This is a genomic window from Streptomyces anulatus, assembly GCF_014650675.1.
GTDB lineage: Bacteria > Actinomycetota > Actinomycetes > Streptomycetales > Streptomycetaceae > Streptomyces > Streptomyces anulatus.
The window spans coordinates 102,702-126,487 of record NZ_BMVK01000004.1 but is presented as its reverse complement, the minus strand read 5'-3'; the positions used below and the strand labels follow the sequence as shown (position 1 = coordinate 126,487).

17 protein-coding genes are annotated in these 23,786 nt (G+C 72.6%); 6 read left to right on the top strand and 11 right to left on the bottom strand.

All coding sequences use genetic code 11. The features are described from left to right. The first annotated feature begins 231 nt into the window (after positions 1-231). From IE272_RS12220 to IE272_RS12210, 3 genes are all read left to right on the top strand, one after another. Positions 232-2,031 (top strand): AMP-dependent synthetase/ligase, encoded by a 1,800-nt coding sequence (locus IE272_RS12220; protein WP_190006843.1) that lies wholly within the window; start codon positions 232-234, stop codon positions 2,029-2,031. Between the two features lie 114 nt (positions 2,032-2,145). Continuing rightward, positions 2,146-2,982, top strand: coding sequence for an aldo/keto reductase (locus IE272_RS12215; protein ID WP_057666806.1), 837 nt, complete (start codon positions 2,146-2,148; stop codon positions 2,980-2,982). Between the two features lie 102 nt (positions 2,983-3,084). Next, entirely contained in the window at positions 3,085-3,570 is a 486-nt protein-coding gene (locus tag IE272_RS12210) for an RICIN domain-containing protein (RefSeq protein ID WP_057666804.1), read from the top strand. A gap of 3 nt (positions 3,571-3,573) precedes the next feature. Here IE272_RS12210 and IE272_RS12205 read toward each other — a convergent pair whose 3' ends face one another. From IE272_RS12205 to IE272_RS12180, 6 genes are all read right to left on the bottom strand, one after another. After that, entirely contained in the window at positions 3,574-4,599 is a 1,026-nt protein-coding gene (locus tag IE272_RS12205) for a hypothetical protein (protein WP_190006842.1), read from the bottom strand. Between the two features lie 31 nt (positions 4,600-4,630). Then, entirely contained in the window at positions 4,631-6,595 is a 1,965-nt protein-coding gene (locus IE272_RS12200; RefSeq protein ID WP_179890805.1) for a DNA/RNA non-specific endonuclease, read from the bottom strand. Positions 6,596-6,862: 267 nt separating this feature from the next. Then, on the bottom strand, positions 6,863-10,231 hold the full coding sequence (locus tag IE272_RS12195) for an ALF repeat-containing protein (RefSeq protein ID WP_190006841.1): 3,369 nt from the start codon (positions 10,229-10,231) through the stop codon (positions 6,863-6,865). A gap of 922 nt (positions 10,232-11,153) precedes the next feature. Then, entirely contained in the window at positions 11,154-12,113 is a 960-nt protein-coding gene (locus IE272_RS12190) for a class I SAM-dependent methyltransferase (protein WP_190006840.1), read from the bottom strand. Continuing rightward, a complete protein-coding gene (locus tag IE272_RS12185) occupies positions 12,110-13,120 on the bottom strand; it encodes an AraC family transcriptional regulator (protein WP_057666798.1) in 1,011 nt (336 codons plus the stop codon). The genes IE272_RS12190 and IE272_RS12185 overlap by 4 nt, the downstream gene beginning before the upstream one ends. Positions 13,121-13,191: 71 nt before the next feature. Further along, positions 13,192-13,569, bottom strand: coding sequence for a nuclear transport factor 2 family protein (locus IE272_RS12180; protein WP_024757633.1), 378 nt, complete (start codon positions 13,567-13,569; stop codon positions 13,192-13,194). Between the two features lie 191 nt (positions 13,570-13,760). Between IE272_RS12180 and IE272_RS12175 the strand changes: the two genes are divergently transcribed. Together IE272_RS12175 and IE272_RS12170 are read left to right on the top strand one after the other, a co-directional pair. Next, positions 13,761-14,693, top strand: a complete 933-nt coding sequence (locus IE272_RS12175; protein ID WP_050359124.1) for a Rossmann-fold NAD(P)-binding domain-containing protein — start codon at positions 13,761-13,763, stop codon at positions 14,691-14,693. Positions 14,694-14,810: 117 nt separating this feature from the next. Continuing rightward, entirely contained in the window at positions 14,811-15,773 is a 963-nt protein-coding gene (locus IE272_RS12170) for a LysR family transcriptional regulator (RefSeq protein WP_056705876.1), read from the top strand. Positions 15,774-15,834: 61 nt separating this feature from the next. Here the strand turns inward: IE272_RS12170 and IE272_RS12165 are convergent, their stop codons facing one another. Beyond that, positions 15,835-16,140 carry a 4a-hydroxytetrahydrobiopterin dehydratase gene (locus IE272_RS12165; protein ID WP_190006839.1) on the bottom strand — a complete coding sequence of 102 codons (306 nt, stop codon included), beginning with the start codon at positions 16,138-16,140 and terminating at the stop codon, positions 15,835-15,837. A gap of 101 nt (positions 16,141-16,241) precedes the next feature. Here IE272_RS12165 and IE272_RS12160 point away from each other — a divergent pair, with 101 nt between their 5' ends. After that, positions 16,242-17,069 carry a helix-turn-helix domain-containing protein gene (locus IE272_RS12160; RefSeq protein ID WP_190006838.1) on the top strand — a complete coding sequence of 276 codons (828 nt, stop codon included), beginning with the start codon at positions 16,242-16,244 and terminating at the stop codon, positions 17,067-17,069. A 62-nt stretch (positions 17,070-17,131) separates the two neighbouring features. Here IE272_RS12160 and secD read toward each other — a convergent pair whose 3' ends face one another. The 4 genes from secD to ligA all read right to left on the bottom strand — a co-directional run bounded on the left by secD (position 17,132) and on the right by ligA (position 23,663). Beyond that, a complete protein-coding gene (gene secD / locus IE272_RS12155) occupies positions 17,132-19,507 on the bottom strand; it encodes a protein translocase subunit SecD (protein ID WP_190006837.1) in 2,376 nt (791 codons plus the stop codon). A 35-nt stretch (positions 19,508-19,542) separates the two neighbouring features. Further along, on the bottom strand, positions 19,543-20,199 hold the full coding sequence (locus tag IE272_RS12150; protein WP_229897285.1) for a hypothetical protein: 657 nt from the start codon (positions 20,197-20,199) through the stop codon (positions 19,543-19,545). Next, complete coding sequence (locus IE272_RS12145; protein ID WP_050359118.1) at positions 20,193-20,909, bottom strand: rod shape-determining protein; 717 nt, start codon at positions 20,907-20,909, stop codon at positions 20,193-20,195. Before IE272_RS12145 ends, IE272_RS12150 begins: the two co-directional genes overlap by 7 nt. Positions 20,910-21,536: 627 nt before the next feature. Further along, positions 21,537-23,663 carry an NAD-dependent DNA ligase LigA gene (gene ligA, locus IE272_RS12140; protein WP_179890803.1) on the bottom strand — a complete coding sequence of 709 codons (2,127 nt, stop codon included), beginning with the start codon at positions 23,661-23,663 and terminating at the stop codon, positions 21,537-21,539. Positions 23,664-23,786: the final 123 nt, after the last annotated feature.

Here is a 23,786-nt window from a genome sequence, read left to right as displayed (position 1 = left end):
TCGGATTCGGTGGAGATTCCGGCGCGAGCCGCTTACCCCTCAGTCAGAACTGGACCGGCCGAACGCCCGAGCCTTGCCCATCTGGCCGGATTTCGACGGTTGACCTGGGCGGACGACAGGGAGCGCGGAGGGTCCGGGCCCCTCCCGCCGGGCCCCCGCTTGGGGTAGCGTCGCGGCGCTGTGCGGAGCGCCACGAGGAGCATGTCATTGCGCGATTTCACTGTCCCACCCATGCCGGCGGCACCTCAGGTCGGCGGTCTCGCCGATGTGGTCTTCGACTACGCGGAGGACGATCCGCACCACGTCGCGCTCGGCCGCAAGGACGCCGGTGGCCAGTGGCGTGATGTGACCTCCGGGGAGTTCCGCGATCAGGTGCTGGCCCTGGCCAAAGGACTGATCGCGCACGGGGTGCGGTTCGGCGACCGGGTCGCGCTGATGTCCCGTACGCGCTACGAGTGGACGCTCTTCGACTTCGCGCTCTGGACCGTCGGGGCCCAGTCGGTGCCGATCTACCCGACCTCCTCCGCCGAGCAGGTCCTGTGGATGCTGCACGACGCCGAGGTGGTGGCGGTGATGGTCGAGCACGAGGACCACGCGATGACCGTCGGCTCGGTGATCGACCGGCTGCCGCACCTGAAGCGGCTGTGGCAGCTGGACGCCGGCGCGGTGGACGAGCTGTTCGGGGCGGGTTCGGATATCGACGACGAGGTGGTGCAGCGGCACCGGCGCGCGGTGACGCCCGACTCCGTGGCGACCATCATCTACACCTCGGGGACGACGGGCCGCCCCAAGGGGTGCGTGATCACCCACGCGAGCTTCATGTTCGAGAGCGACACGATGGTCACGCGCTGGGAGCCGGTGTTCCACTCCAAGCCCGGCGACGAGGCGGCCACCCTCCTCTTCCTGCCGCTGGCCCATGTCTTCGGGCGGATGGTCGAGATCGCCGCGGTCCGGGGCCGGGTCAAGCTCGGCCATCAGCCGGAGCTGTCCGCGAACGCGCTGATGCCGGACCTGGTGACGTTCCGGCCGACGTTCATCCTGGCGGTGCCGTACATCTTCGAGAAGGTGTTCAACGGGGCCCGGCGCAGGGCCGAGGCGGAGGGCAGGCACGGGCCGTTCGACAAGGCCGTCGACATCGCGGTGAAGTACGCCGAAGCCATGGAGCAGAAGGCGTTCGGGGACGGTCCCGGTCCCTCCGCCGGGCTGCGGATGCAGCACCAGTTCTTCGACAAGGTCGTCTACAAGAAGGTCCGCGACGCGATGGGCGGCCGGGTGCGGCACGCGATGTCGGGCGGCTCGGGCATGGACCGCCGGCTCGGGCTGTTCTTCGCGGGCGCCGGGGTGAGCGTCTTCGAGGGGTACGGGCTGACCGAGTCGACCGCTGCGGCGACGGCGAACCCTCCCGAGCGCACCCGGTACGGGACGGTCGGGCAGCCGATCCCGGGGACGTCGGTGCACATCGCGGACGACGGCGAGGTGTGGGTGCACGGGCCGAACGTGTTCTCCGGCTATCTGGGCAACCCCGGGGCCACCCGGACGGTGCTGCAGGACGGCTGGCTCGCCACGGGGGACCTCGGTGCGCTGGACGAGGACGGCTATCTGACGATCACCGGGCGGAAGAAGGAGATCCTGGTGACGTCCGGCGGCAAGAGCGTGTCCCCGGCCGGTCTGGAGGAACGCGTACGGGCGCATCCGCTGGTGGCGCAGTGCATCGTCGTCGGCAACGACCGCCCGTACATCGCGGCGCTCGTCACCGTCGACCAGGAGTCCGTGGACCACTGGCTGTCGATGCAGGGCCGCACCCCGCTGGGCCCGGCCGACCTGGTGCGGGACCCGGACCTGGAGATGGAGGTCCGCCGGGCGGTGGTGGCCGCCAACACGGCGGTGTCCCAGGCCGAGTCGATCCGTACGTTCCGGATCCTGGCCCATCCGTTCACCGAGGAGCTGGGCCTGCTGACGCCCTCGCTGAAGCTGAAGCGCAAGGCGATCGAGGCGGCGTACGCGGTCGAGGTCGACGCGCTGTACCACTGACCCGGCGGCGGGACGGGCGGCCGGTCCGGCGGGACGCCCGGGGCGGGAATGACTGGGCCCGCCCGGTCGTTGTCGTGGGGAGTTATCAACCGACGACGTAAGGATCGACCGCTCGTGAGCCAGGTCCCCTCCATCACCCTCAACAACGGCCTCGACATGCCGCAGCTCGGTTTCGGTGTCTGGCAGGTGCCGGACGACGAGGCGGAGAAGGCGGTCGCCACGGCCATCGAGACCGGGTACCGGAGCATCGACACCGCCGCGATCTACGAGAACGAGACCGGCACCGGCAAGGCCATCGCCGCCTCCGGCGTCGCCCGCGACGAGCTCTTCGTCACCACGAAGCTGTGGAACAGCGAGCAGGGCCACGACAGCACCCTGCGCGCCTTCGACGCCTCGCTGGACAAGCTCGGCCTGGACTACGTCGACCTGTACCTGATCCACTGGCCGGTCCCGGCGAAGGACGCGTACACCGACACGTACAAGGCGTTCGAGAAGATCCTCGCCGACGGCCGCGCGAAGGCCATCGGCGTGTCGAACTTCCACCCCGAGCACCTGAAGCGGCTGCTCGCCGAGACCTCCGTGGTCCCGGCCGTCAACCAGATCGAGCTGCACCCGCAGCTCCAGCAGGCCGAGTCCCGCGCCTTCCACGCCGAACACGGCATCGCCACCGAGGCGTGGTCGCCGCTGGGCCAGGGCAAGGGCCTGCTGGAGGTGCCGACGGTCGTCGCCATCGCCCAGAAGCACGGCCGTACGCCCGCCCAGGCGGTGCTGCGCTGGCATCTGCAGACCGGCAACATCGTGATCCCGAAGTCCGTGACGCCCTCGCGGATCAAGGAGAACCTCGATGTGTTCGGCTTCGAGCTGGACGCCGACGACCTCGCCGCCTTCGCGGCCCTGGACGAGGGCAAGCGGCTCGGCCCCGACCCGGCGGAGTTCAACGTCGGCGCCTGAGCGTCCGGCCGACGGCGCCCCCACCGTGATCCCGGTGGGGGCGCCGTCGTCAGCCGGTGCGCCGGCGGCAGTCACACACGTCGAACCGGGGAGACAGGGAACATGAGCGGCGAACTCGCGCCCGTCGTCGAGGCGGGTCCGTACCGCCTGCGCAACGTCGGCAGCAAGCTGGTGCTGGAGGTGTACGGCGCGGCCAGGGGCAGCGGGGCCCGGGTCCAGCAGGGCGAGGACGACGGGACGGCCGCGCAGGTGTGGCGGCTCGCCCCGGTGCACGAGGGCGCAGCCCTCTTCCACCTGGTCAACGAGCACAGCGGGAAGCGGCTGGACGTGGCGAACGCCGACACGGCGAACGGCACCCGGATCCAGCAGTGGAAGGCCAACAACTTCGGCGCCCAGGAGTGGCTGATCGAGCAGCACCCGGAGGCGCCCGGGACGGTGACGCTGGTGAGCTTCATCAGCGGCCTCGTCATGGAGGTCGCCGAGCGCTCCACCGAGGCAGGGGGCACGGTTCAGCAGTGGGAGGACACCGACTCCCCTTTTCAGTGGTGGCGGTTGGAGCCGGTGCCGCGGGCGACGCCTGTCAGCTGATCCTCACTGGATCAGCTCGATGTGCGGATGGTCCGGAGACACCGGGCAGACGTGGAGCTGCAGGTCGTAGCCTCGGGCGAGGTCGATCATGGTGAAGTTCGCCGGCGGGTCGCCGGGGAGGACCGGGACGGGATCCGCCTGGTCCTCCTCGGGTTCCCAGTCCCCGTCGGCGTCCCATTCGGTGGTGGCGATCGTCAGCAGCGGGACCGCCTCCGCACCGCAGGCGGAACAGGTGCGGGGCGTGGGATCGGTGAGACCCCAACGGGTCCAGCCGCCGGCCTTCCAGCCCGGGGAGATGGACAACATGTCCATGTAGAGCTCCTCCGGGGCGACCTCGTAGGAGGTGTCCAGCGCCTGCCCGGCCGCCTGCCAGCTGCTCCAGTCGCCCAGTTGCTCCCGCAGTTCCCCGCTCAGCTCCAGATAGTGGGGGTATTCGGTGACCTGCTCCGGTGCGAGCCGGCACGGCTGCGGCAGGTAGGTGGAGAACTGGATCGCCGGCGGCTCGGGCGGCACGGCGAGGAGGTCGGTGACCGTCGCGGCGGAGCGCCAGAACACTGCGGTCGCAGGGTGTTCCGGGTGGTCGAAGGGGCACCAGAGGACCTGGAGCAGATCGGCACCGGACTGCCCCGGCGGGCGCAGCAGGGGGACGTCACGGACGTACAGCTGGGCCACGGGCAGCAGGGCGACCGGGCCCTCGGGCCACGGGCGGCCCGCCTTGATCCGCTCCTCGGCGGCCAGCTCCTCGGGCGTGGGCCCGGAGGGCCGGTTCGCCACCGCGGCCCGGATACGCCGGTGCAGCCGCTCGTCGTCGGGCGAGAGGGCCGTGTTCGTCCGGTCCCCTGTGTGCGGTCCTTCGCAGTGCGGCCAGGGCTCGTCGGCGGGCCAGAGGAGCGGCCCGCCGACCGAGCTGTCGTGCGGCGTCGGCGACCCGGGGCGTGGATGCAGCCGGGTCGCCGGGCGTGCCAGGGAGGCCAGTCCGGGAAAGACCGCTGCGACGTCGAACGGCCGCGGCGGGGTGGTGCGACGCATACTGGCTCCCGTTGGCACGGACTGGGTGAGATCAGTTTCCGAGGTTGAGCTGCCCGGTGTCCGCCTTGGTGTTGGGCACGTAGACGTTGGGGAACAGCGCCTCGGTCGTACCGTTCGCCCGCTCGATGCTAGCGGTCATCGTGACTCCCACCGGAATCGTGCTGGTGACGTCCCGGAAGACGGGCGTCACCTGGTAGAAGATCGCGTCGTTCACCCCGAAGCTGCTCTCCTTCACGGCGCTCTGCGCCATGAACTCGTAGGTTCGCATGCTGGGCGTACCGGTGTTCATTCCCGACTGCCAGCAGGGGACGAGGTTGTTCTGCCCGCCGTCCCTGACCCTTCCCGGTCCGCCGAGGATGTTCGCGATCAGGTGGCACCGGGCCTGGCTGGTCAGCGGCGGGTTGTCCGCGTTGAACTTCTGCGCGTCCCGCCAGCCGGTGATGTCCCCCGAGGCTTCCTTGCCCTTGCCGGGGGTCTTCCCCAGACAGGCCAGTGCCTTGGCCGGCCGGGTGCCGGCCGGGCCGATCGGGGTGATGGTCTTGTTGACATGGGCGACCGGATCGGTGGTGTTCTTGATCCACCCGGTACCCGAGGGAAGCGAACCGGTCGGCGGGGTCGCCAGGCAGGGGGCCTGCGGCACATCGGCCGGCGTGGTGAACTCCACCTGGAACTGGTCGGCGTCGATGACCCGCTGACTCGCGAATCCCGCGGTGAGCTCTCCGTCGGCGAACTGCTTGTCGACGGCCGGGACATGGGCGCGCACGCAGGGAGCGGCGGGATCCATGTCCCGGCTGTCGCCGAGGACGTAGGTGTCCCATCCGCCGCTGCTGGCGTTGGGGATCACCTCGACGCACCGTGCGCCGTCGATTCCTCCCTCCTTGGCTTCCGCGAAGGGGAATTCGCCGCAGGTGTCGGTCTCCACGAGGTCCGTGTTGGGATCGAAGGGCTGGGTACCCGCGCTGCCGCAGGTGCGACCCGTGCGGCCGGCCGTGCCGCTCTTCTCCCTGGTCAACGGCTTGTTCTTCCCCCAGCCGTCGGCGAGGTTCTGCTGGGCCCACTGATAGGCGGCCACCGCGCCGCCCGGGTCCGAACCCTGCGCGCCCATCGGCACGACGGCCATGACCGTGGGGATGGCGCAGCCCGGGGACGGAGTGGTGCCCGTGACGTCCCGCACGGCGTCGTCACAGCGGATTCTGCGGGGGTTGTCCCAGGAGGCGTTCGGGTCGGTGGGTGTGGCGCCCGGGGAGGTCACGTACATCTTGTACGAGGTGGTGAACTCCGCGGCGGTGTTGGCGGCGGGGGTCGAGGAGTAGGTGACGGAGCCGCTGGCGGACTTGCCCTGGGTGAGGTCGCCGCCGTACCAGGGAGAGGTCTTCGTCGTCGTGCAGCCTGCCGTGCAGGAGGCGCGGAGCTTGGCGTTGAGGGCGGTGACATCGCCGCTTGCACGCGTCATCGTCGCGGTGATCTGCTCGCTCCAGCCCGTTCCCGCGGCGGGCAGGGTCGCGCTGGCGGAGACCTCCAGGGTGCCGCTCCCGATCTCCTTGCCGTTGCTGTCGCGCAGGACGTAGAGGATGGTCAGCCCGGTCACGCAGTAGGCGAAACGCTTGTAGGTGTAGGTGCCGGGGTTGGTGATGTCGCAGCTGCCGACGCCGGCGGCCGCGGCCCGCCCCTGTCGCGGCGTCGCGGTGGCGGTGCTCGTACTCACACACGCCTCGACGGCGCCCGCCCTGCGTTCCTTCGATCCCGCCCGCGTGGGCTCGCAGTGTTCCCCGGACCTCACGCGCAGTGCCGAAGTCTCGGTGGGCGCGGTGGGCGCCGTGCGCGCGGCGGGGGCCCCGGCGGCGACGTCGCTCACCCGCTGCGGCTTCTTCCCGGCGTCCTGCGGCGCCGGACTCATGCCCATCGTGGTGAGCCCCAGCGACACCACGGTCACCAGGGCCAGTACGGTCGACCGGGCACGTCTTCGGCCGGGCCGTCCGGGTCGTATCGCATGCATGATCGTCATCCCTCTCGTTCGGTCGTGGGCGCCCCGACGGCTTCGGCCGGGGTGACGGACAGGGGGCGCCGGCAGCACGGTGCCCCGGGCTGCGGGCGGTCGCCGGGCTTGCGGGGCGCCCGGACCGGCGTGGTCCGGGCGCCCGCACAGGCGTCGCTCACGTACGACGGGGACCGGCCGGGCCGCCGGGCCCGCCGGTGCCGGGATCGTCCCGGCCCGGTGCGGGCCCGTTCGGGCGGGCCGGGTCCCCGAGCGCCGCGACGCGGGTCAGAAGATGGACGACAGGACCTTGGTGGCCCCGGACACGACGTCCTCGCCGACGTCGGCGATCTTGCCGACGACGGGCTTGATGAGCTTGCCGCCGAGTGCCTTGTCCGCGGCGCCGATCCACTTGGACTGGCCGAAGGTGACCAGGCTCAGGCCGGTACCGATGGCGGATTCGAAGAACTCGCCGCTGGTGAAGCCGTGTTCGATGCCGGTGAAGAGGGTGCCGAGGCCGCTCGCGCCTGTCGAGACCGCGGCGAAGAAGCCGGCGGCCGCGGCCGCCGGGGGGAACACGAAGGAGGCGAGGGCGCAGCCCGCGGCCAGGAATCCGGCGCCGACGCTGATCGCGTTGAACGCGTCGGCGTAGAAGCCGGCGTCGTTCCACCATTCGTCGGCGTCCGCGCCGGTGCCGTTGGGGTTGATCTGGTCGTTGGTGCCCGAGTCGGCCGGGTCGGTCTTGGCCTCCCGCTCGCGGCGGGCCTTCTCGGCAGCCGCCTTCGCGGCCGCCTTGACCTCGGCCTCACGCTTGGCCGCGGCGATCTGCCTGGCCTGGGTGGCCGCAGCCGCCGCGGTGGCCGCGTCCTTGCCGGCCGCGATCGCGGACGCACGGGCGCTGGCGGCCGAAGACTGGGCGCTGTAGGACGACTTGAGGGCGGAGCGGGCGGAGTCCATCGCCTTGTTCGCCGAGTAGTTCGCGGTGCGGGCGGCGCCACGGGCGGTCGCCGCCGCCGTGCTCGCCGTGTTCGCGGACGCCTTGGCGTCGGCCGCGGACTTGTCGGCGGCGTCCGCGTTCCGCCGGGCCTCGGCGGCGTAGTCGTCGGCCTTGGCCGCGGAGTCGAGTGCCTTGGCCGCCCACACCTTGGCCTCGGCGGCGGCGCTACGGGCCTCGGCGCCGGCCTTCGATGCCAGGGCGGCGTTCTCCTGTGCCTTCTCGGCGATCTTCGCCGCGGCCGCGATGGCGCCGCGGATCGCGGCGACATGGGTGGCGGTGTCGTGGTCGAGCTGCGCCGTCCGGTACTGCACCAGGTTGACGAAGTTCCGGCGCATCCAGGTGGGCCCCTCCATGGCCACCTCGGCGTACGCCTTGGTGAAGGCACCCCCGGTGTTCATCAGTGTGAGCGTGCGGACCGCGTCGTCCTCACGGATGGCCTCGGGGTAGTCGTGGTCGAAGAATCTCGAAAACGCTTCCGTGGTGTTGAGGTCGAGGGCCTTGTTCGCCGCGATGGTGACGGACCTGCCGGGGTTCGAGCCCAGGATGCGGATGATCGCCACCCGGTTGTCCTCGTCGGACGCCCGCTTCATGCCGCCGGTGAGGAAGTCGCCGACGGCCTTGGAGTCGGGGCTCTCCAGGGCGCCCTGGGCCGCTGCGGCGATCTTGGGGGCGGCGACCGTGGCCACGTGGAGCGTGGTCTCCCGGTCGTCCTGTCCCTGGGCCAGGGCCCGGTCGAGGTCGATCCAGGCGTACACGTCGTCGTCGCTGCCGGAGAGGGCGAACTGGGCCGCCTGCCGGGTCCAGGCGCCCCTGGAGTTGAGCAGGGCGACGGCCGCCTTGCGCCCCTGGACCGCCGCGGCGGCCATGTCGTTCGCCGCCAGGGCCTGCTCGGCCTTGGTGATCAGGTCCTTGGTCGCCTGGTCGGTCTGCTGGGCCTGGGCCGCCTTGTTCTGATAGGCGGCCACCTCCTTCGTCTCGATCTCGGCGAGCAGCCGGACCTCCTCGATGGCCTGCAGCTTGTCCTGCTCAAGGGTCTCCGCCTCGGCCTTCCGGGCGTTCTGCTCGACCAGGAGGGCGTCCGAGACGGCCTTGGTGGCCGTGTTCGCGGCCAGCACCGCCGCCGCCGCGCTGGCGGTCGACCTGTTGGCGTAGTCGACGGCCTTGCCCGCGTACTTCACGGCCTCCTCGGCGGCGGCCGCCGCCTTGTCGGCGTGGTCCGCCGCGGAGTTGGCGGCGTCCCGGGCGGTGCGGGCGGCCGCGGCAGCGGTGGTGGCGAGGGACTGGGCGGTCGAGGCGGCGTTGGTGGCCCGGTTCGCGGCGCTGGACGCGATGGCGGCCTGGCGCTTGGCTTCCGCGGCCTCCGACTGTGCGGCGCCCGCGGCCGCGCCGGCCTGGGCGGCGGCGTTCGCGGCGGCGGCCGCGTTGCGGGCGGCGGAGGCCGCGGCGGAACCGGCGGAGGCGGCCTTGCTTCCGGCGATGGCGGCCTGGTCGGCCGCCTTGGCCGCGGTACGCGCCTTGGCGGCGGCGTTACGGGCGGCGACCGCCGCGTCCTTGGCGGCGGAGGCCTTGCCCGCGTCCTTGGAAGCGCCGATCGCGGCATGGTAGGCACGGGCCGCGGCGCTGCCCGCGTTCGCGGCGGCCTGGGCGGCGCCGGTGGCCGCCCACGAGGCACGGCGGGACGCCGACACGGCGGCGTTCGAGGCGTTGATGGCGTTACGGGCGGCGTCCGCCGCACCCTTCGCTGCGGATGCCGCCTTGCGGGCCGCCGCCCCGGACTTCTGTACGTCATCCTTGGCCGCGGCTGCCTCGGAGGCGGCCTTCTCCGCCGCCTCCTTCGCCTTCAGCGCGGCGGTCTGGGCGCGCTCGGACGCCTCGACGGCCAGGTTCGTCTGGCGCTCGGCGCGCTTGCCCTCCCGCTCGACGACGGCGACGAGTTCCTCGATCTTCGACGACTCCTGGTCCCGGGCACGGGCGATGTGCTGCCCGGTCTCGATGAACCACTCCACGTCGGACGCGGTGCCGCTGAGCGCACGGTCGGCGTACTTCTGCACCTCCGGGCCGGCCTGCATCATCATGGCAGTCACCTGGACCCGGGCGTCCTCCAGGCGCGCGTCGTACTGGGCGTCGGTGAGGAACGCGGTCAGGGCCGGCTGGGTGTCGGCGTTCAGGGCGTCGTTGGCTTCCCGCTGGACCGCCCTGTCGCCGGTGGCCGACACGATGGCGGTGGCCACCCGGAGGTCTTCGAGGATGGCGGGTTTGAAGCCGTTCTTCAGGAACTCCGCGATAGCGGCGTCACCGTTGTCGAGGGCGGCGACCGCCTCACGGCGCAGGCCCTTGCCCGCGCGGTCCAGGCAGCTGACGATGGCGACGCGGTTGTCCTGCACGGTCTGGTTCGGCAGCGTTTGGGCCAGGAAGGTCTGGATCTCGCTGTCGGAGCCGAGGAGGGCTTCGGCGGCCGCGGATTTGGCGCCTCTACCGCCGGATATCCAGGCCTTGACCACCTTCGCCCGCTCGGTGTCCGGCAGCGGCACCGGGTCCGCCGCCGCGCTCTCCGCCGCGACGGCGACCGGAGTGAGGAGCATCGAGGGCGTCGAGGCCACGGCGGTGGCGGCGGCGAGGGCACCGAGCACGCGGCGCCGGCTCCAGAAAACTGTCTGCATAAGAGAGTCGTCCTCGTGTGAGCTGTTGACAGGACATGCCGATTCTCACCGGCAGCGCGCATTCCGACGTGCCCGCGCGGGATGAAATGCCCAGGGAGGCGAAGTAGCGGGCAGGCAACGCTTGTTGCCGTGCCGGACCATATCAACTGTTCATACAGGAGGTGTCGATTAATGAAACTGCTACGTCAACTCAGTGCAATCCCGACTCCCTTGCTCCTCCATCAATCAGCATTCACATGTCCTTCACAATATTCTGTGCAACCTTTACAAGATGTGGCGGAAATCACGAATGATGAACGCGGATTGGCGCGCTTTGCGTGACTTTCCCGCACTCGACCCGCAGCATGCTTCATGCTGATATGGGGAATCGGATGACGGTCGCCGGGGCAGGGGGCTTCTCACTTCGAGAGCAAGGGGCCTATTTCCCGCAGGAGTCGGGGCATGCGGAGGGGCGCTGCGGTTATCGCTGCCCTGCACCCTAATGCGAGCCCGGTGACGCGAATCCGGTCGTCAGCAACGAACGTGGGGGATGCGACGAAGGAATGCATCAGAATGCCCGCGGAACCGCAGCACAAGCGGCTCACGCGGCACGCTCCGGGCGCGACCGTGGTCGGCGCCCCGGCGTGGATCGCGGCGGACTCGGACATTCCCGTCGGGGCGTCGCAGCAGACCGGCCCCACCGCGCTGGTCGCGGAGAGCGGCCCCGACCACGCGGTAGAGATTTCACCTACCCGCAGGCGGACAAGGTCTGCTCATCGAGATCAGGCCCTCCCAGTAGTCACTCGAAGAACTCGGTGGGTTTCCGGCGGCGGGGGTGCCGTACTGGTCGCCATGCCCGTGACCGCCCCACCGCCGGCCTCAACACCGCTGCCGCCGACGTCCTCGACGGATCAGCCGTCCGCCGCCACCTCCGACGTATGCCTCAGGCCGTGTCCCGTCGGCCCAGGTGCACCGTGCGGGCGGTGAGCAGGTGGACGTCGGGGCGATGGTGAAGACCTTCGCGGTCCTCGGGGTCCAGCAGCCGGTCCAGTACCGCGCTGTCCTCGGCCGTCAGCAGCTCGCCGAGCACCTCCCGCTCGCGGGTGATGCTCGCGACGACATGGTCGCGGGCGGGACGGGAGAGCGGGGCGGGCAGGTCGAGGAGGAAGGTCCGGGTGCCCTGCGGGACCAGGCCGACAGCGGTGAAGAGCGCACTCCAGTCCTCGGTCTCCCGCTTCGCGCCCGGAAGTTCGGACCGCATGTGCTCGAAGCGCGTGGCGGCGGCCGCGCCCATACGGGCCTCCAGGCCGGGCTGTCCGATGCCGATGTCGCGGGGCAGTCGCCGGGTGGGCAGGCCGCCCTCGACGAGCGCGACCGTGCCGCCGGGCCGCAGGAGCCCGGCGAAGCCGGCCAGGGCGGCGCGCTGGTCGCCCAGATGGTGCAGGGAGTTGCCCGCCCAGATCAGATCGGCCTCGCCCAACCGGCCGAAGTCCTCCGGCAGTTCGGCCTCCAGGGTCTGGAAGCGGTCGATCACTCCGAGACGTCGCGCGCGGTTCTTCGCACGCTCCAGGAGAGCGGGCGTGGCGTCCACCGCCACCACCTCGGCCTCCGGGAAGACCTCGGCCAGCAGGCAGGAGACGACGCCGGGGCCGCTGCCGACGTCCAGGACCCGGCGGACCTTCGGCACGGTGGGCAGGGCGGCGATCCAGCGGGCCGCCTCCTCATACTGTGCGGCGTTGAGTTCGGCCTCCTGCTCCAGCAGGGGGCCCAGGACGTCCCAGTCGATGTCCGTCGCCGGATCGCCGCCCGGTCCGTGCGCATGGGCATGGGCATGCGCGTGGGCGTGTACGGGCGTGGCGGGTGCGGGCGCGTCGTGGTGGCCGTGGCCGGCGTGGCTGCTCATGGGGTCAGCCTCACCGAAGAAGGACCGCCCGGCAATCTTCTTTGCCGATCCGGCAAATCGAGGTGGTCCTCCGGCGGGCTGCCCCGGTATTCCTGCGGGCTGACGCCCCTGACCCGCTTGAACGCGGCGCTGAAGGCGAAGGGGGTGCTGTAGCCGACCTTCCGGGCCACGGCCTCCACGGTGGCGTCGCTCTCGCGCAGCAGGTCGGCCGCGACGTCGAGCCGCCAACCGGTCAGGTACGCCATCGGCGGCTCCCCGACCAGCTCGGTGAACCGGCGGGCGAGACCGGCCCGGGACACCCCGGCGCGGGCGGCGAGCGAGGCGACGGTCCAGGGGTGCGCCGGGTCGTGGCGGAGCAGCCGCAGCGCCGCGCCCACGACCGGGTCGCCCATCGCGCGGTACCAGCCGGGGGCGTCGGCCCCGGGCCGGGCGAACCAGGCGCGGAGCACGGCGATGAGCAGCAGGTCCAGCAGTCGGTCCAGGACCACGCGCTGGCCCGGCTCGTCCTGGGCGATCTCCGCGTCGAGCAGGTCCAGCAGCGGCCGGGTCCGCGTGTCGGCGGGGACCGTGAGCAGCGGGGGCAGGGCGTCCAGCAGACGGCGGCTGATCTCGCCGTCCAGCAGATAGGTGCCGACCAGGACCGCCGTGGCGCCGCCGGCCGCGTTCCCCCACGTCCGTACGTTCAGCACCATGTCCTGGGAGAGCGGCCGGCCGTGCAGCGTGGTGCAGACGCCGCCGGGACCGATGAGCGCGTGGGCTGTCGTCCCGGGTGCGTCGGCGACGGTGTACGGATCGGGGCCGCGGGCCACCGCGATGTCCCCGGGGCCGAGCCGGACCGGTTCGCCTCCGCCGGACGGGACGATGAAGGCCGTGCCGCGCCGGACCGACATGAGGCAGATCGGGGCCCGGTCCTCGATCCGTACCGCCCAGGGCGGCTCCATCACCATGCGGAGCAGAAACGCGCCCCGGGCGCGCGGTCCGTCCAGGAGTCCGGCGAGAGCGTCCATGGCCGCCAGCCTAGTGCTGTGACCGCACGGGTCGCCGGGTTGGTCGTCGTGGCGGTTGGCTGTGCGGTGACTCAGGAGGCGGACGGCTCGATCTCCCCCGCGAAGACGATGACCTGGTCGATGAGGCTCCGCCGCAGATGGACGACGTCCGTTCCCGCCAGGCGGGGGCCTCCGTCCGGCGTCGTGAAGACCCACTGGTACCGGGCCCACTCGTCCGGCATGTCCACCGCCGAACAGCGCACCATCGTGCCGGTCCCCGCGGGGTGGCGCCGGATGTCCAGCACGAACCGCTCGACCGCCTCGATCCCCTCACTGCGGCCCAACGGCCCCCAGAAGACCACGTCCGAGGTCAGGGCCTGGGAGAGCAGCGCAGTCACATAGCTGTCGTCCGAGGCGTTGAACGCGGAGATGAACGTGTCGATCGCGGACCGCGCGGTCTCTTCCTGCATGCACCAGTAATACCACTCGCCTCGCGGACCGTGCTCGTCCCGTGAACCCTCTCCCGACCACGGTGAATCATCCCGGTCACAGCACCGGTCACAGCACTGGCCGCGTTGCCGCGTGACCGCGTGGACGGAGAAGTAGGCGCCTGAGTCTTTGGAGCATGTCCGGGCGGTCGCGGTCCCGGGAGTCTGGAGTCATGACGGAGAACGCGTTCACACGACGAGACAACGACAACGGCGAAAGCAACGGCGAGGACGGCGGACGGGGCGTGGGACGGATGACGGAGCGGGGAGCGGGAGTGGCCGGGGGGACGGTTCTGGTGACGAGCGGCACGGGCAAGACCGGCCGCCGGGTGGTGGAGCGGCTGACGGCCCTCGGGGTGCCGGTCCGCTCGGGTTCACGCACCGGCGAGGTGCCGTTCGACTGGCAGGACGCATCGGGCTGGGCGGCGGCGCTGCGCGGGGCCCGGGCCGCCTATGTGGCGTACTACCCGGACCTGGCGGCGCCCGGGGCGGCGGAGGCCATGGCCGCCTTCGGGCGGACCGCCGAGGCGTGCGGGGTGCGCAGGGTGGTGCTGCTGTCGGGGCGCGGCGAACCGCGGGCGGTCGTCGCCGAGGAGGCGCTGCGCGGGGCCGCCGGGACGGTGGAGGTCACGGTCGTCCGGTCGGCGTTCTTCGCACAGAACTTCAACGAGGGCGCGCTGCTGGACGGCGTGCTCGGCGGCGAGGTGGTGTTCCCCGCGGGCACGACGGCGGAACCGTTCCTGGACCTCGACGACCTGGCCGACGTGGTGGTGGCCGCGCTGACCGGGGACGGGCACGCGGGGGCGGTGTACGAGCTGACGGGCCCCCGGAGCCTGACGTTCGCGGAGGCGGCCGGGGAGCTGGGCCGGGCGGCGGGCCGGCCGGTGCGGTACGTGCCGGTGACGGGACCCGTGTACGCGTCGCTGCTGGAGGAGTTCGGGGTGTCCGGACCGGAGGCGGGATTCCTGGCCGAGCTGTTCGCGACGCTGCTGGACGGTCACAACACGGCGACGACGGACGATGTGAAGCGGGTCCTGGGACGGGAGCCGAAGGACTTCTCCGCCTTCGCCCGCGAGGCCGCCGGGGACGGCGCCTGGCACGGCTGAACCGGAACGCCGTACCCCGCCCGCCCGGCCCGGCGGAGTACAACCCGCATACACCGACCGAACGGTAGGCGGAGCACACATATTGCCGGGGTGCCCTCGGGCCCATAACTTGCCCTTATGGAGCTCGAGTTGCGCCATCTGCGAACGGTCCGTGCCATTGCCGACACGGGCAGCCTCACCAAGGCCGCCGCCACACTGGGGCTTGCCCAGCCTGCCCTCAGCGCTCAGCTGCGGCGGATCGAAAAGGCCCTGGGCGGCGTGCTCTTCGACCGCGACCACACCGGAGCGCGGGCCACCCCGCTCGGCGAACTGGTGTTGGAGCGGGCCCGGGTGGTGCTGCCGGCGGTCAGTGAACTCCAGGCGGAAGCAGTGCGGTTCGCCAATGCCACGGGGTCGCTGGACCGGTTCCGGCTGGGTGGCACGCACGGTCCGCTGCTGGGCGGTCTGGTGGACCGGATGGCCGCCGCGCACCCGTCGGTGCCGGTGTCGACGTACACCTCGTGGTCGGTGGCCGAGATCGCCTCGCTGGTGATCGACGGCCGGCTGGACTTCGCGCTGATCGGGACGTGCGGCGAGAGTCCGCCGCCGCTGGCGGACCGGCTGGTCTGGGAGGTCGTCGGGGTGGACCCGGTCTTCGTGATGCTGCCGGAGGGCCACGCCCTGGCCGGTGAGGCGGAGCTGGACCTGGCCGCGCTCGCGGACGAGTGCTGGGCGGACGTGCCCGGCGACGGCTGCTTCGCCGACTGCTTCACCGCGGCCTGCGCGCGGTCGGGCTTCACCCCGGTGTCGGTGTACGAGACGGACACCTCCTCCGTCGTCCATCTGGTGCAGGTGGGACGGGCGATAGGGCTGTGCCGGGCGACGTTCCCACCGGCGCCCGGCCTGGTGACCAGACCGCTGGCCGGCGCGCCGCTCAGCTGGCGTCATCTGGTGGGCTGGCACCCGCACTCCCCCGCCGCGGACGCCGCGGCGAGGACGGTGGCAGGAGCGACCCGCGCGGCCTACGCGGAGGCGGTGTCGCGCAGCCCGAGCTACGCGCGGTGGCTCGGCGCGCACCCGAGGTTCGGCACGGTGGCCTGAGCCCGGGCGGTTCCGGGCCGCCCGCCGCGGCGCGGCCCCGCGGGCGGTTCGGGCCGCCGGACTACTCGGCTCCGTGAGCCGGGGCGGCGGACGCCACCCGGGCGGCGAGCGCGAGGTCCTTCTCGGTGACCGCGCCTCCCGCGTCGTGCGTGTGGACGGAGAGGGCCACCGTGTTGTACCCGAGCATCAGGTCGGAGTGATGGTTCAGCTCGTCCTGGATCCGCGCGATGTGGACCGTCAGCGCGGCGGCGGCGAAGTGGGAGGGCAGCCGGAAGGTCCGGGTGATCCGGTCTCCTTCCAGCGCCCAGCCGGGCAGGCTCTCCAGCCGGCGGTCGATCTCGGTCGGCGACAGCGGTTCTGCGCTCATGGAACGGCTCCCGTGGGTCTCGGTGGATCGGAGCATGCGTCAACATCGGGCCGGGGCGGCCCGTACCGGCCCCGGCCCGCCGGTGACGTTACGGTCTTGGCATGACGACTGTCTTGCCCGACACGGGAGTAGGGCCGCTGCTGCGGGACTGGCGGGAACAGCGGCGTATCAGCCAGTTGGAGCTGGCCCTGCGCGCGGACTCCTCGGCCCGCCACATCTCGTTCATCGAGACGGGCCGCGCCAGGCCCAGCGAGGACATGGTCCTGCGGCTGGCCGAACAGCTGGACGTCCCGGTCCGTGAACGCAACGCCCTCCTGGTGGTCGCCGGTTACGCGCCCCGCTACGCGCAGACCCCGCTCGACGACCCCGCGATGGCCTCCCTCCGCGAGAGCATCGACCGGCTGCTCACGGCGTACGAGCCGTATCCGGCGCTCGTGGTGGACGGCACCTACGGGGTGGTGGCGGCCAATCGGGGGATCGCCCTGCTGCTGGAAGGGGTGCCGGAGAAGCTGCTGACCCCGCCGGTGAACGCCATGCGGCTCACCCTCCACCCGGAGGGGCTCGCCCCGCGCATCGTGAATCTCCCGGAGTGGCGGGCGGACCTGCTGGCGCAGATGGACCGCCAGATCGCCCTCGTACGCTCGCCGGAGCTGCGTGCGCTGTACGACGAGGTGGCCGGCTACCCGGTCCCCGCACGGGCGGGCGGCGCGGACCGCGCCGCCGGGTCCGACGGTACGGGGCCGGAGCGCGCCGCCGCGTTCGCGCTGCCGATGCTGCTCGAACACGGGGGCCGGGTCCTGTCCTTCGTGTCGTCGATCGCGACGTTCAACACGCCGATGGACGTGACGGTGGCCGAGCTGGCCATCGAGACGTTCCTCCCCGCCGACCGGGAGACGGCCGCCTATCTGCACGCCCACGTCCCGTCCTGAACCCGGCCCCGGCGCCACGACCCGCCGGGCGGCCGGTCGTGGCGCCGGAGCGCGGGATCACCTCAGACGCGCGCTCCGTTGTCGAGCGGGTCGCGCCGGGACGCACCCTGGCGCCCGCGCGCCGAGCCCTTCCCCTTCCGCTTCCCGGGGGCGGGCGGCGGGGTCTTGGCGTTCCGCTCCAGGAGGATGGCCCCGGGCACGGCGGTGAACACCGAGGACCAGGTGCCGACGCAGATGCCGATGAGCAGGGCGAGCGCGAAGTCGGCCAGCGAATCGCCGCCGAGCACCGCGAGGGCGGCCAGGATGAACAGGGCGCCCATCCCGGTGTTCACCGTGCGCGGAACGGTCTGGAGCACGGCCCGGCGGGCGATGGTGTCCAGCGGTGTCCGCCGGTTCGCCCCCCACAGCTCCCGTACCCGGTCGAAGACCACCACCGAGTCGTTGACCGAGTAGCCGATGACGGTGAGCAGGGCGGCCAGGAAGATGCCGTCCACCGGCCGCCCCAGCCAGGCGAAGGCCCCGACCACGAGGATCACGTCGTGCACCATGGCCCCGACGGAGGCCACGGCGAACGTCCAGCGGAACCGGACCGCCAGATAGGCCAGCTGCACGGCCACCGCGACCCCCAGGGCGATCAGGGCGTTGCGCCGCAGTTCGTCGCCGAGACTCGGGCCGATCAGCTCGTCCCGTACCTTCGTCGTCTCACCGCCCTCCTCGGCGAGGGCCGTCCGCAGGGCGTGTTCGCCGTCGTTGTCGAGCTTCCCGGTGCGTACGGACAGGTCGCCGTCCCCGGCCGTGGTGACCTCGGCGTCGCCGAACCCCGCGGCGGCGAGCGTGTCCCGGGCCGTCTCGACGTCGACCGGCCGGCTGGTGGAGTACTCCACCAGCCGGCCCCCGGTGAACTCCACGCCCAGATCGATCCCGCGCACCACGATCCCGGACACCGCGACGGCGACCAGAGCCACCGAGACGACGAGCCAGCGGACCGGTTTCCGGAAGAGCTGCGGGTCCTTGCGGACCAGCCAGGTCCGTACGGCGCCGGGGCGCGCGATGCCGTTCACGCTCCGGTAGTCGCTGACGAAGCGGGTGCTCGCGGCGATCTCGGTGAGCGCGCGGGCGATGACCAGCGCGGAGAACATCGAGGCGATGACCCCGATGGCGAGCGTCACGCCGAAGCCCTTGACCGGACCCGAGCCCAGGAAGAAGAGCAGTCCGGCCGCGATCAGCGTGGTCGCGTTGGAGTCGGCGACCGCGCTCCACGCCTTCGTGAACCCGGTGGTCAGCGCGGAGCGCAGGGAGCGTTTCGGCCGTTCGGCGCACTCCTCCCTGGCCCGTTCGAAGACAAGGACGTTCGCGTCGACCGCCATCCCGATCGCGAGAACGAAACCGGCCAGCCCGGGGAGCGTCAGCGTGACGCCGAGGGCGACGAGAGCGGCGTAGGAGATCACCCCGTACGCGCCCAGCGCCACGGCGGCCAGCGCGCCGAAGAGGCGGTAGACGATGGTGATGAAGAGTGCGGTGGCGGCCGCGCCGATGAGGGCGGCCCGGGCGCTCGCGTCGATGGCCGCCGCGCCGAGCGTCGGGCCGACGGTCCGCTGCTCGACGATCTCGACGGGCACGGGCAGGGCCCCGCCCTTGATGAGCAGCGCCAGGTCACGCGCTTCGTCCGCGCTGAACGAGCCGGTGATCTGGGTGGCCCCGGACGGGAGTCCGACCTTGCAGCCGACCGAGGGGTCGACCTGCGGCGAGGAGATGACCTTCTCGTCGAGGACGATGGCGACCCTCCGGCGATCGTCCCCGGCGGGGTGGCAGGCGGCCTCGCCGGTCAACCGCTTCCAGTCCTGGCCGGCGTCCTTGCGGAATTCGAGCGAGACGCTCCAGCCCGCTCCCCCCTGCGCGTCGAAGCCCGCGGTGGCGTCCTCGACGCCCGCGCCGGAGAGCCGGGCGGGGCCGAGGGCGAGGGCGCGGCCCTGCTCGTCGGAGAGGGTCAGCCCGTCGGGGTCGGCGGTGGAACCGGGATCGGCGGTGGGGCTCGGGTCGGCGGTGGGATCGGAGCCCGAGGGCTTCTCGTCCGGCTCCTCGACCGCCGGGCCCTCGACCGCGTGGAAGGTGAGCTGAGCCGTCCGGCCGATCACTTCGGCGGCCTGGCGCGGATCCTGGACGTCGGGCAGTTCGACGATGATCCGGTCCTCGCCGGACCGGGTCAGGGTCGGCTCGGAGACGCCCAGCGAGTCGATGCGCTGCCGCAGCACCTCCAGGGTGCGGTCGGTGGTCTCCCGGTCCGCCTCGACGGTGGCGGTGTCCCGGGCCTGGAGCACGATACGGGTGCCGCCCTGGAGATCGAGGCCGAGTCTGGGCGACATGGTCAAGCTGATGTAGACGGATACGAGCAGCACGGCGACAGCCAGAACCGCTCGCACCGCGGTGGCGCGAGTCATGGAAATCCTCCGGTGGGGCGCCGAGCGCCCTCACCTCAGTGAGGACGCTGCGCCGGATCGGCAGAACAGGACGGATGACCGGTCGTGGGACCGGTGGTCCTGCCCGGAGGCCCCCGTACGCCGGGGAGCGCGCCCCTGCGGCTGCCGGGTGCGTCGAAGGAGTTCGCGGCGACGTGCGGGACGCCGCCACGCGGCTCGGCCGGCCCCGGCGGGGCGGGCGTCAGCGCGTCGTGCGGCGGCGGTGGCGCGTGAAGGAGCAGGTACGCCCGGCCGGTGCCCGCCCGGGGAGCCTGCGCCGGATCGGCCGCCGCCCTGGGCTGCTCGTGTCCGGCCTGCGCCACCGCTCCCGTGCCCGGGTCGGCCCCGACCCCGCTCGCGCGGTCCGGCCCCCCGCGCTCGGGTCCGGTGGCGTGCCCGGCGCGGTGCCGGAAGTCGTGTCCGGTGCTGTGCCGGGCATGGTGCCGGGAGTCACGCCCGGCGTGGTGCCCGGCGCTGTGGGTCTGCGGTGCGGCGGGGGCCTGGGCGGCGGCGGTGACGGCGGGCGCGAGGCTCCGGGACGTCGGGGCGGACGCGGCTGCGGTCGCCGAGGCGGCGCCGCCGACCAGGGTGAGGACGGTGAGGACCAGCGTGGCGAGCAGGCACCGCACCCGGGATCCGTACGGCCGGGACGGTCCCGGGTACGGCGTCACCACGGTCGGCCGGATTGCTCGGACGACGCCGTCCGATGGCGGAGCACGGAGCTGAGGATCTGTCCGGCACCGCGGACGACCGTGGTCGACGGGTCGTCGGCCAGGCGCACCCGGGTGCCGAGGCAGCGGGCGATGCGATCGGTGACGTCGGCGCGCAGCGCACCGCCGCCCGCGAGCACGGGGCCCTTGCGCAGGGCTCCGCGGATCGCGCCATGGCGGTCGTGCCGCCACATGGACGTGATCATGTCGAGCACCGTGCGGACGAGGACGGCCGGCAGCTTCGCCGGATCGAGGCGGTCGAGGTCGTCGAGCCCGCTCTCGGCCTGCCGGGCGTCGGCGACCAGCCCGTTGACGAGGAGCGTGACCTCGGTCAGCTCGGCTCCCATGTCGACGACGAGAAGAGGGCCCGTCTCCCTCGGTCCGGCGTACGCGGCGGCGGCCCGGGCGCTGCTGAGGACCACGACGCGCGTCGTCCCGAGCCCGGCGAGCAGAGCGCGCGCGGCGCTGCGGTGTTCGGCCCCGGCGAGTACGGGGTGGCTGAGAACGATCACGCTGTCGCTGCGGTCGGGGCCCAGGGCGGCGTCGGCGATGCGGCCGAGCACCCGGCCGCAGGACTCGGGGTCGACGATCCGCCCGCGCCGGACCGGCCGCTCGTCGCCGCCGTGGGGACCGGAGCCGGGGAACGGGTCGAGAACCAGTCCCCGTCCGGGCACCCAGGCCCGGGTGCGGGAGCTGCCCAGGTCCAGGGCCAGTCCCCGGGCGGCCGGGGCAACTCCCTGGGCGCCCGGTGCGACCTGGTGCTGGTGGTAGGCCCGGAGGCCCCCGTGGGAACGCCCCGCCCCGAATGCCCCGGCACCGCTCCCGTCACGAAGCGGTCCGGGGCCCTTCCCCCATGGGCCCGCACCCGGGCGGAGCGGCCCTCGCCACTCGCCGGGCGCGGAAGTGAGCGGGCCGCGAACGGCCGGGACCGGAGGGGTCGGGAGAGCAGTGGCCGGGAGAACAGTGGTCAGGAGATCCGTGGTCAGGGCAGGAACGGCCGGGGCGGGTTGCGCTCCGCCAGGTCCGCCGGAAACACCGACTCCGCCAGTAACGGGGAACCTTCGGCCCGGGCCGGCCTCCCCGGCGGACGACGGGGGGACGGCGCGACCCGGTCGCTGTCCGTCGTGCACAGAACGCATCGTCCCTCACCCCCGGCCGGCCATCGCAGCCGCCCACGCACCCGTCGGCCCACTGATAGCGAGGCACGACCGAGCCCTCACTATGCAATACGGGGTGGTGGAACGCCACTTCCTCGCTGATTCACAGGCGCACCATCGCGGCGCGCACCGCAGGCGACCGGCTCAGCCCTCCTCCCCCGCCGCCAGGAAGGCGCCGACCAGCTCCGCGAACTCCTCCGGCACCGCGATCCGGACCCCCAGGTCCTCCGCCTTGGTGCGCTTGGATCCGGCCTTCTCGCCGGCGACCAGCAGACTCGTGCGCTTGGAGACGCTGGAGGACGACTTGCCGCCCGCACGCTCGATCAGCTCGTTCATCTGGTTGCGCGACAGCTTCTCCAGCGCTCCCGACATCGCGCCCGTGACCACCACGGTCATCCCGGCCAGGGGCAGCGCGGAGCCGGTTCCGGCATCGCCACCGGCCTCCGCGTCCGGGCCGGCCGCCTCCTCCGTCCCGGGCTCCGGGGGCGGGGTCGCGCCCGGCTCCGTCATCGTCACCCCGGCCGCGACGAGCTTGTCGATCAGCGGCGCCAGCTCCACCAGCTCGGCGACCACCGCGGCCGCCTTCTCCTTGCCGATGCCGTCGACCCGCTGGAGCGTCTCGGCGTCGGCGGCGACGATCCGGTCCATCGTGGCGAAATACCGCGCGATGCGGCGCGACATGGAGCGCCCCGTGCCCCGTACGCCCAGGGCGCAGAAGACCCGGGACAGCGGCCGGGTCCGGGCGGTGTCGATGGCCGCCAGGAGATTGTCCGTGGAGGTCTCGCCCATCCGGTCGAGGGCGAGCAACTGCTCCCGCTCCAGCGTGAAGAGGTCCGCGAAGTCCGCGACGAGGCCCGCGTCGACGAGCTGGACGACCCGGGTGGAGCCGAGGCCCTCGATGTCGAGCTGATCGCGCCCCGCCGCATACGAGACGGAGGCGACGAGACGGCAGTCACGGCCCCGGGTGCAGCGCCAGCGCTGCTCGCTCGTGTCGATGTCGGAGCCGCACTGCGGGCAGCTCTCGGGGAAGGCGATGGGCGTCTCGTCGCCGGTGCGCAGGTGCACCACGGGGGCCTCGATGCGCGGGATGATGTCGCCGGCCTTGTAGACCATGACCTGGTCCCCCAGCCGCAGGTCGCGGCGGGTGATGTCGGCCGGGTTGTGCAGGGTGGCGTATCCGACGGTGGAGCCGTCGATCTCCACGGGCTCCAGAACGGCGCGCGGCGCGATGATGCCCGTGCGCCCGACGTTCCACTCGACGGCCAGCAGGCGGGTGATCTTCTCCACGGCGGGCAGCTTGTAGGCGATGGCCCAGCGGGGCGCGCGGGTGCCGGAGCCGGCCTCGCGCTGGTCGGCCGCGAGGTCGGCCTTGATCACGATCCCGTCGATGCCGAACGGCAGCGAGGCGCGCAGGGAACCTATCCCGTCCACCCGCGCCTGGACCTCCTCGACCGTGGTAGCCCGGAGCGGCGCGACGTCGGTGCCCGCGGCCGTGTGCACGCCGAGGCCGGCGACGTACGCCAGGACCTCGCTGTGGGGCAGTTCGGCGAGGGTCCCGGCGAGCTCCCCGGAATCGGGCAGCGGCAGCGCGCCGTAGGCGAAGAAGGTCGTCTCCACCCGGTAGGCGCGGTCCTTGGCGCGCAGGGTGCCCGCCGCCCCGTTGCGCGGGTTGGCGAAGGGGGCGCCGCCGTGTTCCGTACGGGTCGCGTTGCCCCGGTCGAACTGCTCGTTCGTCATGAGGATCTCGCCGCGCACCTCGATGGTGACCGGGGCGGCCAGCCGCTCCGGCAGGCCGACGACGGCGCCCGCCGCGTGCGAGACGTCCTCACCGGCCGTGCCGTCGCCCCGGGTGATGAGGCGCTCGAACCGGCCGTTCCGGTAGCGCGCGGCGACCGCCAGGCCGTCGAGCTTCGGCTCCACGCTCCACGCGGTCACCGGCCGGCCGATCCGCCGCTCCAGCGACGCGGTCCAGGTCACGAACTGCTCCGCCGAGAACACGTTGTCCAGGGAGAGCATGGGCACCGTGTGCGGCACGTCGCCGACGGCGGCCCCGCCCGCGACCTTGCCCGTCGGCGAGGCGGCGAGCACCTCCTCCGGGTGGTCCGCCTCGTACGCGGCTATGCCGCGGGCCAGCCGGTCGTAGGCGTCGTCGTCCAGCGCGCTCTCGCCCGTGGCGTAGTACGCGGCGGCGGCGACGGAGGCCTCTTCCACCGCGGCGGCATAGGCGGCGGCATCGGCGAGCACAGCAGCTGAGTTCGTCATGGCCACCATTCTTCCGCCCACCACTGACAACGGCCCCGGTTCCCCTCCTGCCCCGATCACGGGAGAGCGCTCTCCTGAGTGACGCCCCCAACTTGCCGTCGATCAGGCTTATTTGTTGAGGGCGCGCGCTCT

Bases quoted from the DNA above. Each gene is read 5' to 3' on its own strand.
- IE272_RS12160 (WP_190006838.1), top strand. From the start codon at position 16,242: ATGACGACTGTCTTGCCCGACACGGGAGTAGGGCCGCTGCTGCGGGAC.
- IE272_RS12175 (WP_050359124.1), top strand. From the start codon at position 13,761: ATGACGGAGAACGCGTTCACACGACGAGACAACGACAACGGCGAAAGC.
- secD (WP_190006837.1), bottom strand. From the start codon at position 19,507: ATGACTCGCGCCACCGCGGTGCGAGCGGTTCTGGCTGTCGCCGTGCTG.
- IE272_RS12200 (WP_179890805.1), bottom strand. From the start codon at position 6,595: ATGCATGCGATACGACCCGGACGGCCCGGCCGAAGACGTGCCCGGTCG.
- IE272_RS12205 (WP_190006842.1), bottom strand. From the start codon at position 4,599: ATGCGTCGCACCACCCCGCCGCGGCCGTTCGACGTCGCAGCGGTCTTT.
- IE272_RS12180 (WP_024757633.1), bottom strand. From the start codon at position 13,569: ATGCAGGAAGAGACCGCGCGGTCCGCGATCGACACGTTCATCTCCGCG.
- ligA (WP_179890803.1), bottom strand. From the start codon at position 23,663: ATGGTGGCCATGACGAACTCAGCTGCTGTGCTCGCCGATGCCGCCGCC.
- IE272_RS12195 (WP_190006841.1), bottom strand. From the start codon at position 10,231: ATGCAGACAGTTTTCTGGAGCCGGCGCCGCGTGCTCGGTGCCCTCGCC.
- IE272_RS12220 (WP_190006843.1), top strand. From the start codon at position 232: ATGCCGGCGGCACCTCAGGTCGGCGGTCTCGCCGATGTGGTCTTCGAC.
- IE272_RS12165 (WP_190006839.1), bottom strand. From the start codon at position 16,140: ATGAGCGCAGAACCGCTGTCGCCGACCGAGATCGACCGCCGGCTGGAG.
- IE272_RS12210 (WP_057666804.1), top strand. From the start codon at position 3,085: ATGAGCGGCGAACTCGCGCCCGTCGTCGAGGCGGGTCCGTACCGCCTG.
- IE272_RS12170 (WP_056705876.1), top strand. From the start codon at position 14,811: ATGGAGCTCGAGTTGCGCCATCTGCGAACGGTCCGTGCCATTGCCGAC.
- IE272_RS12185 (WP_057666798.1), bottom strand. From the start codon at position 13,120: ATGGACGCTCTCGCCGGACTCCTGGACGGACCGCGCGCCCGGGGCGCG.
- IE272_RS12190 (WP_190006840.1), bottom strand. From the start codon at position 12,113: ATGAGCAGCCACGCCGGCCACGGCCACCACGACGCGCCCGCACCCGCC.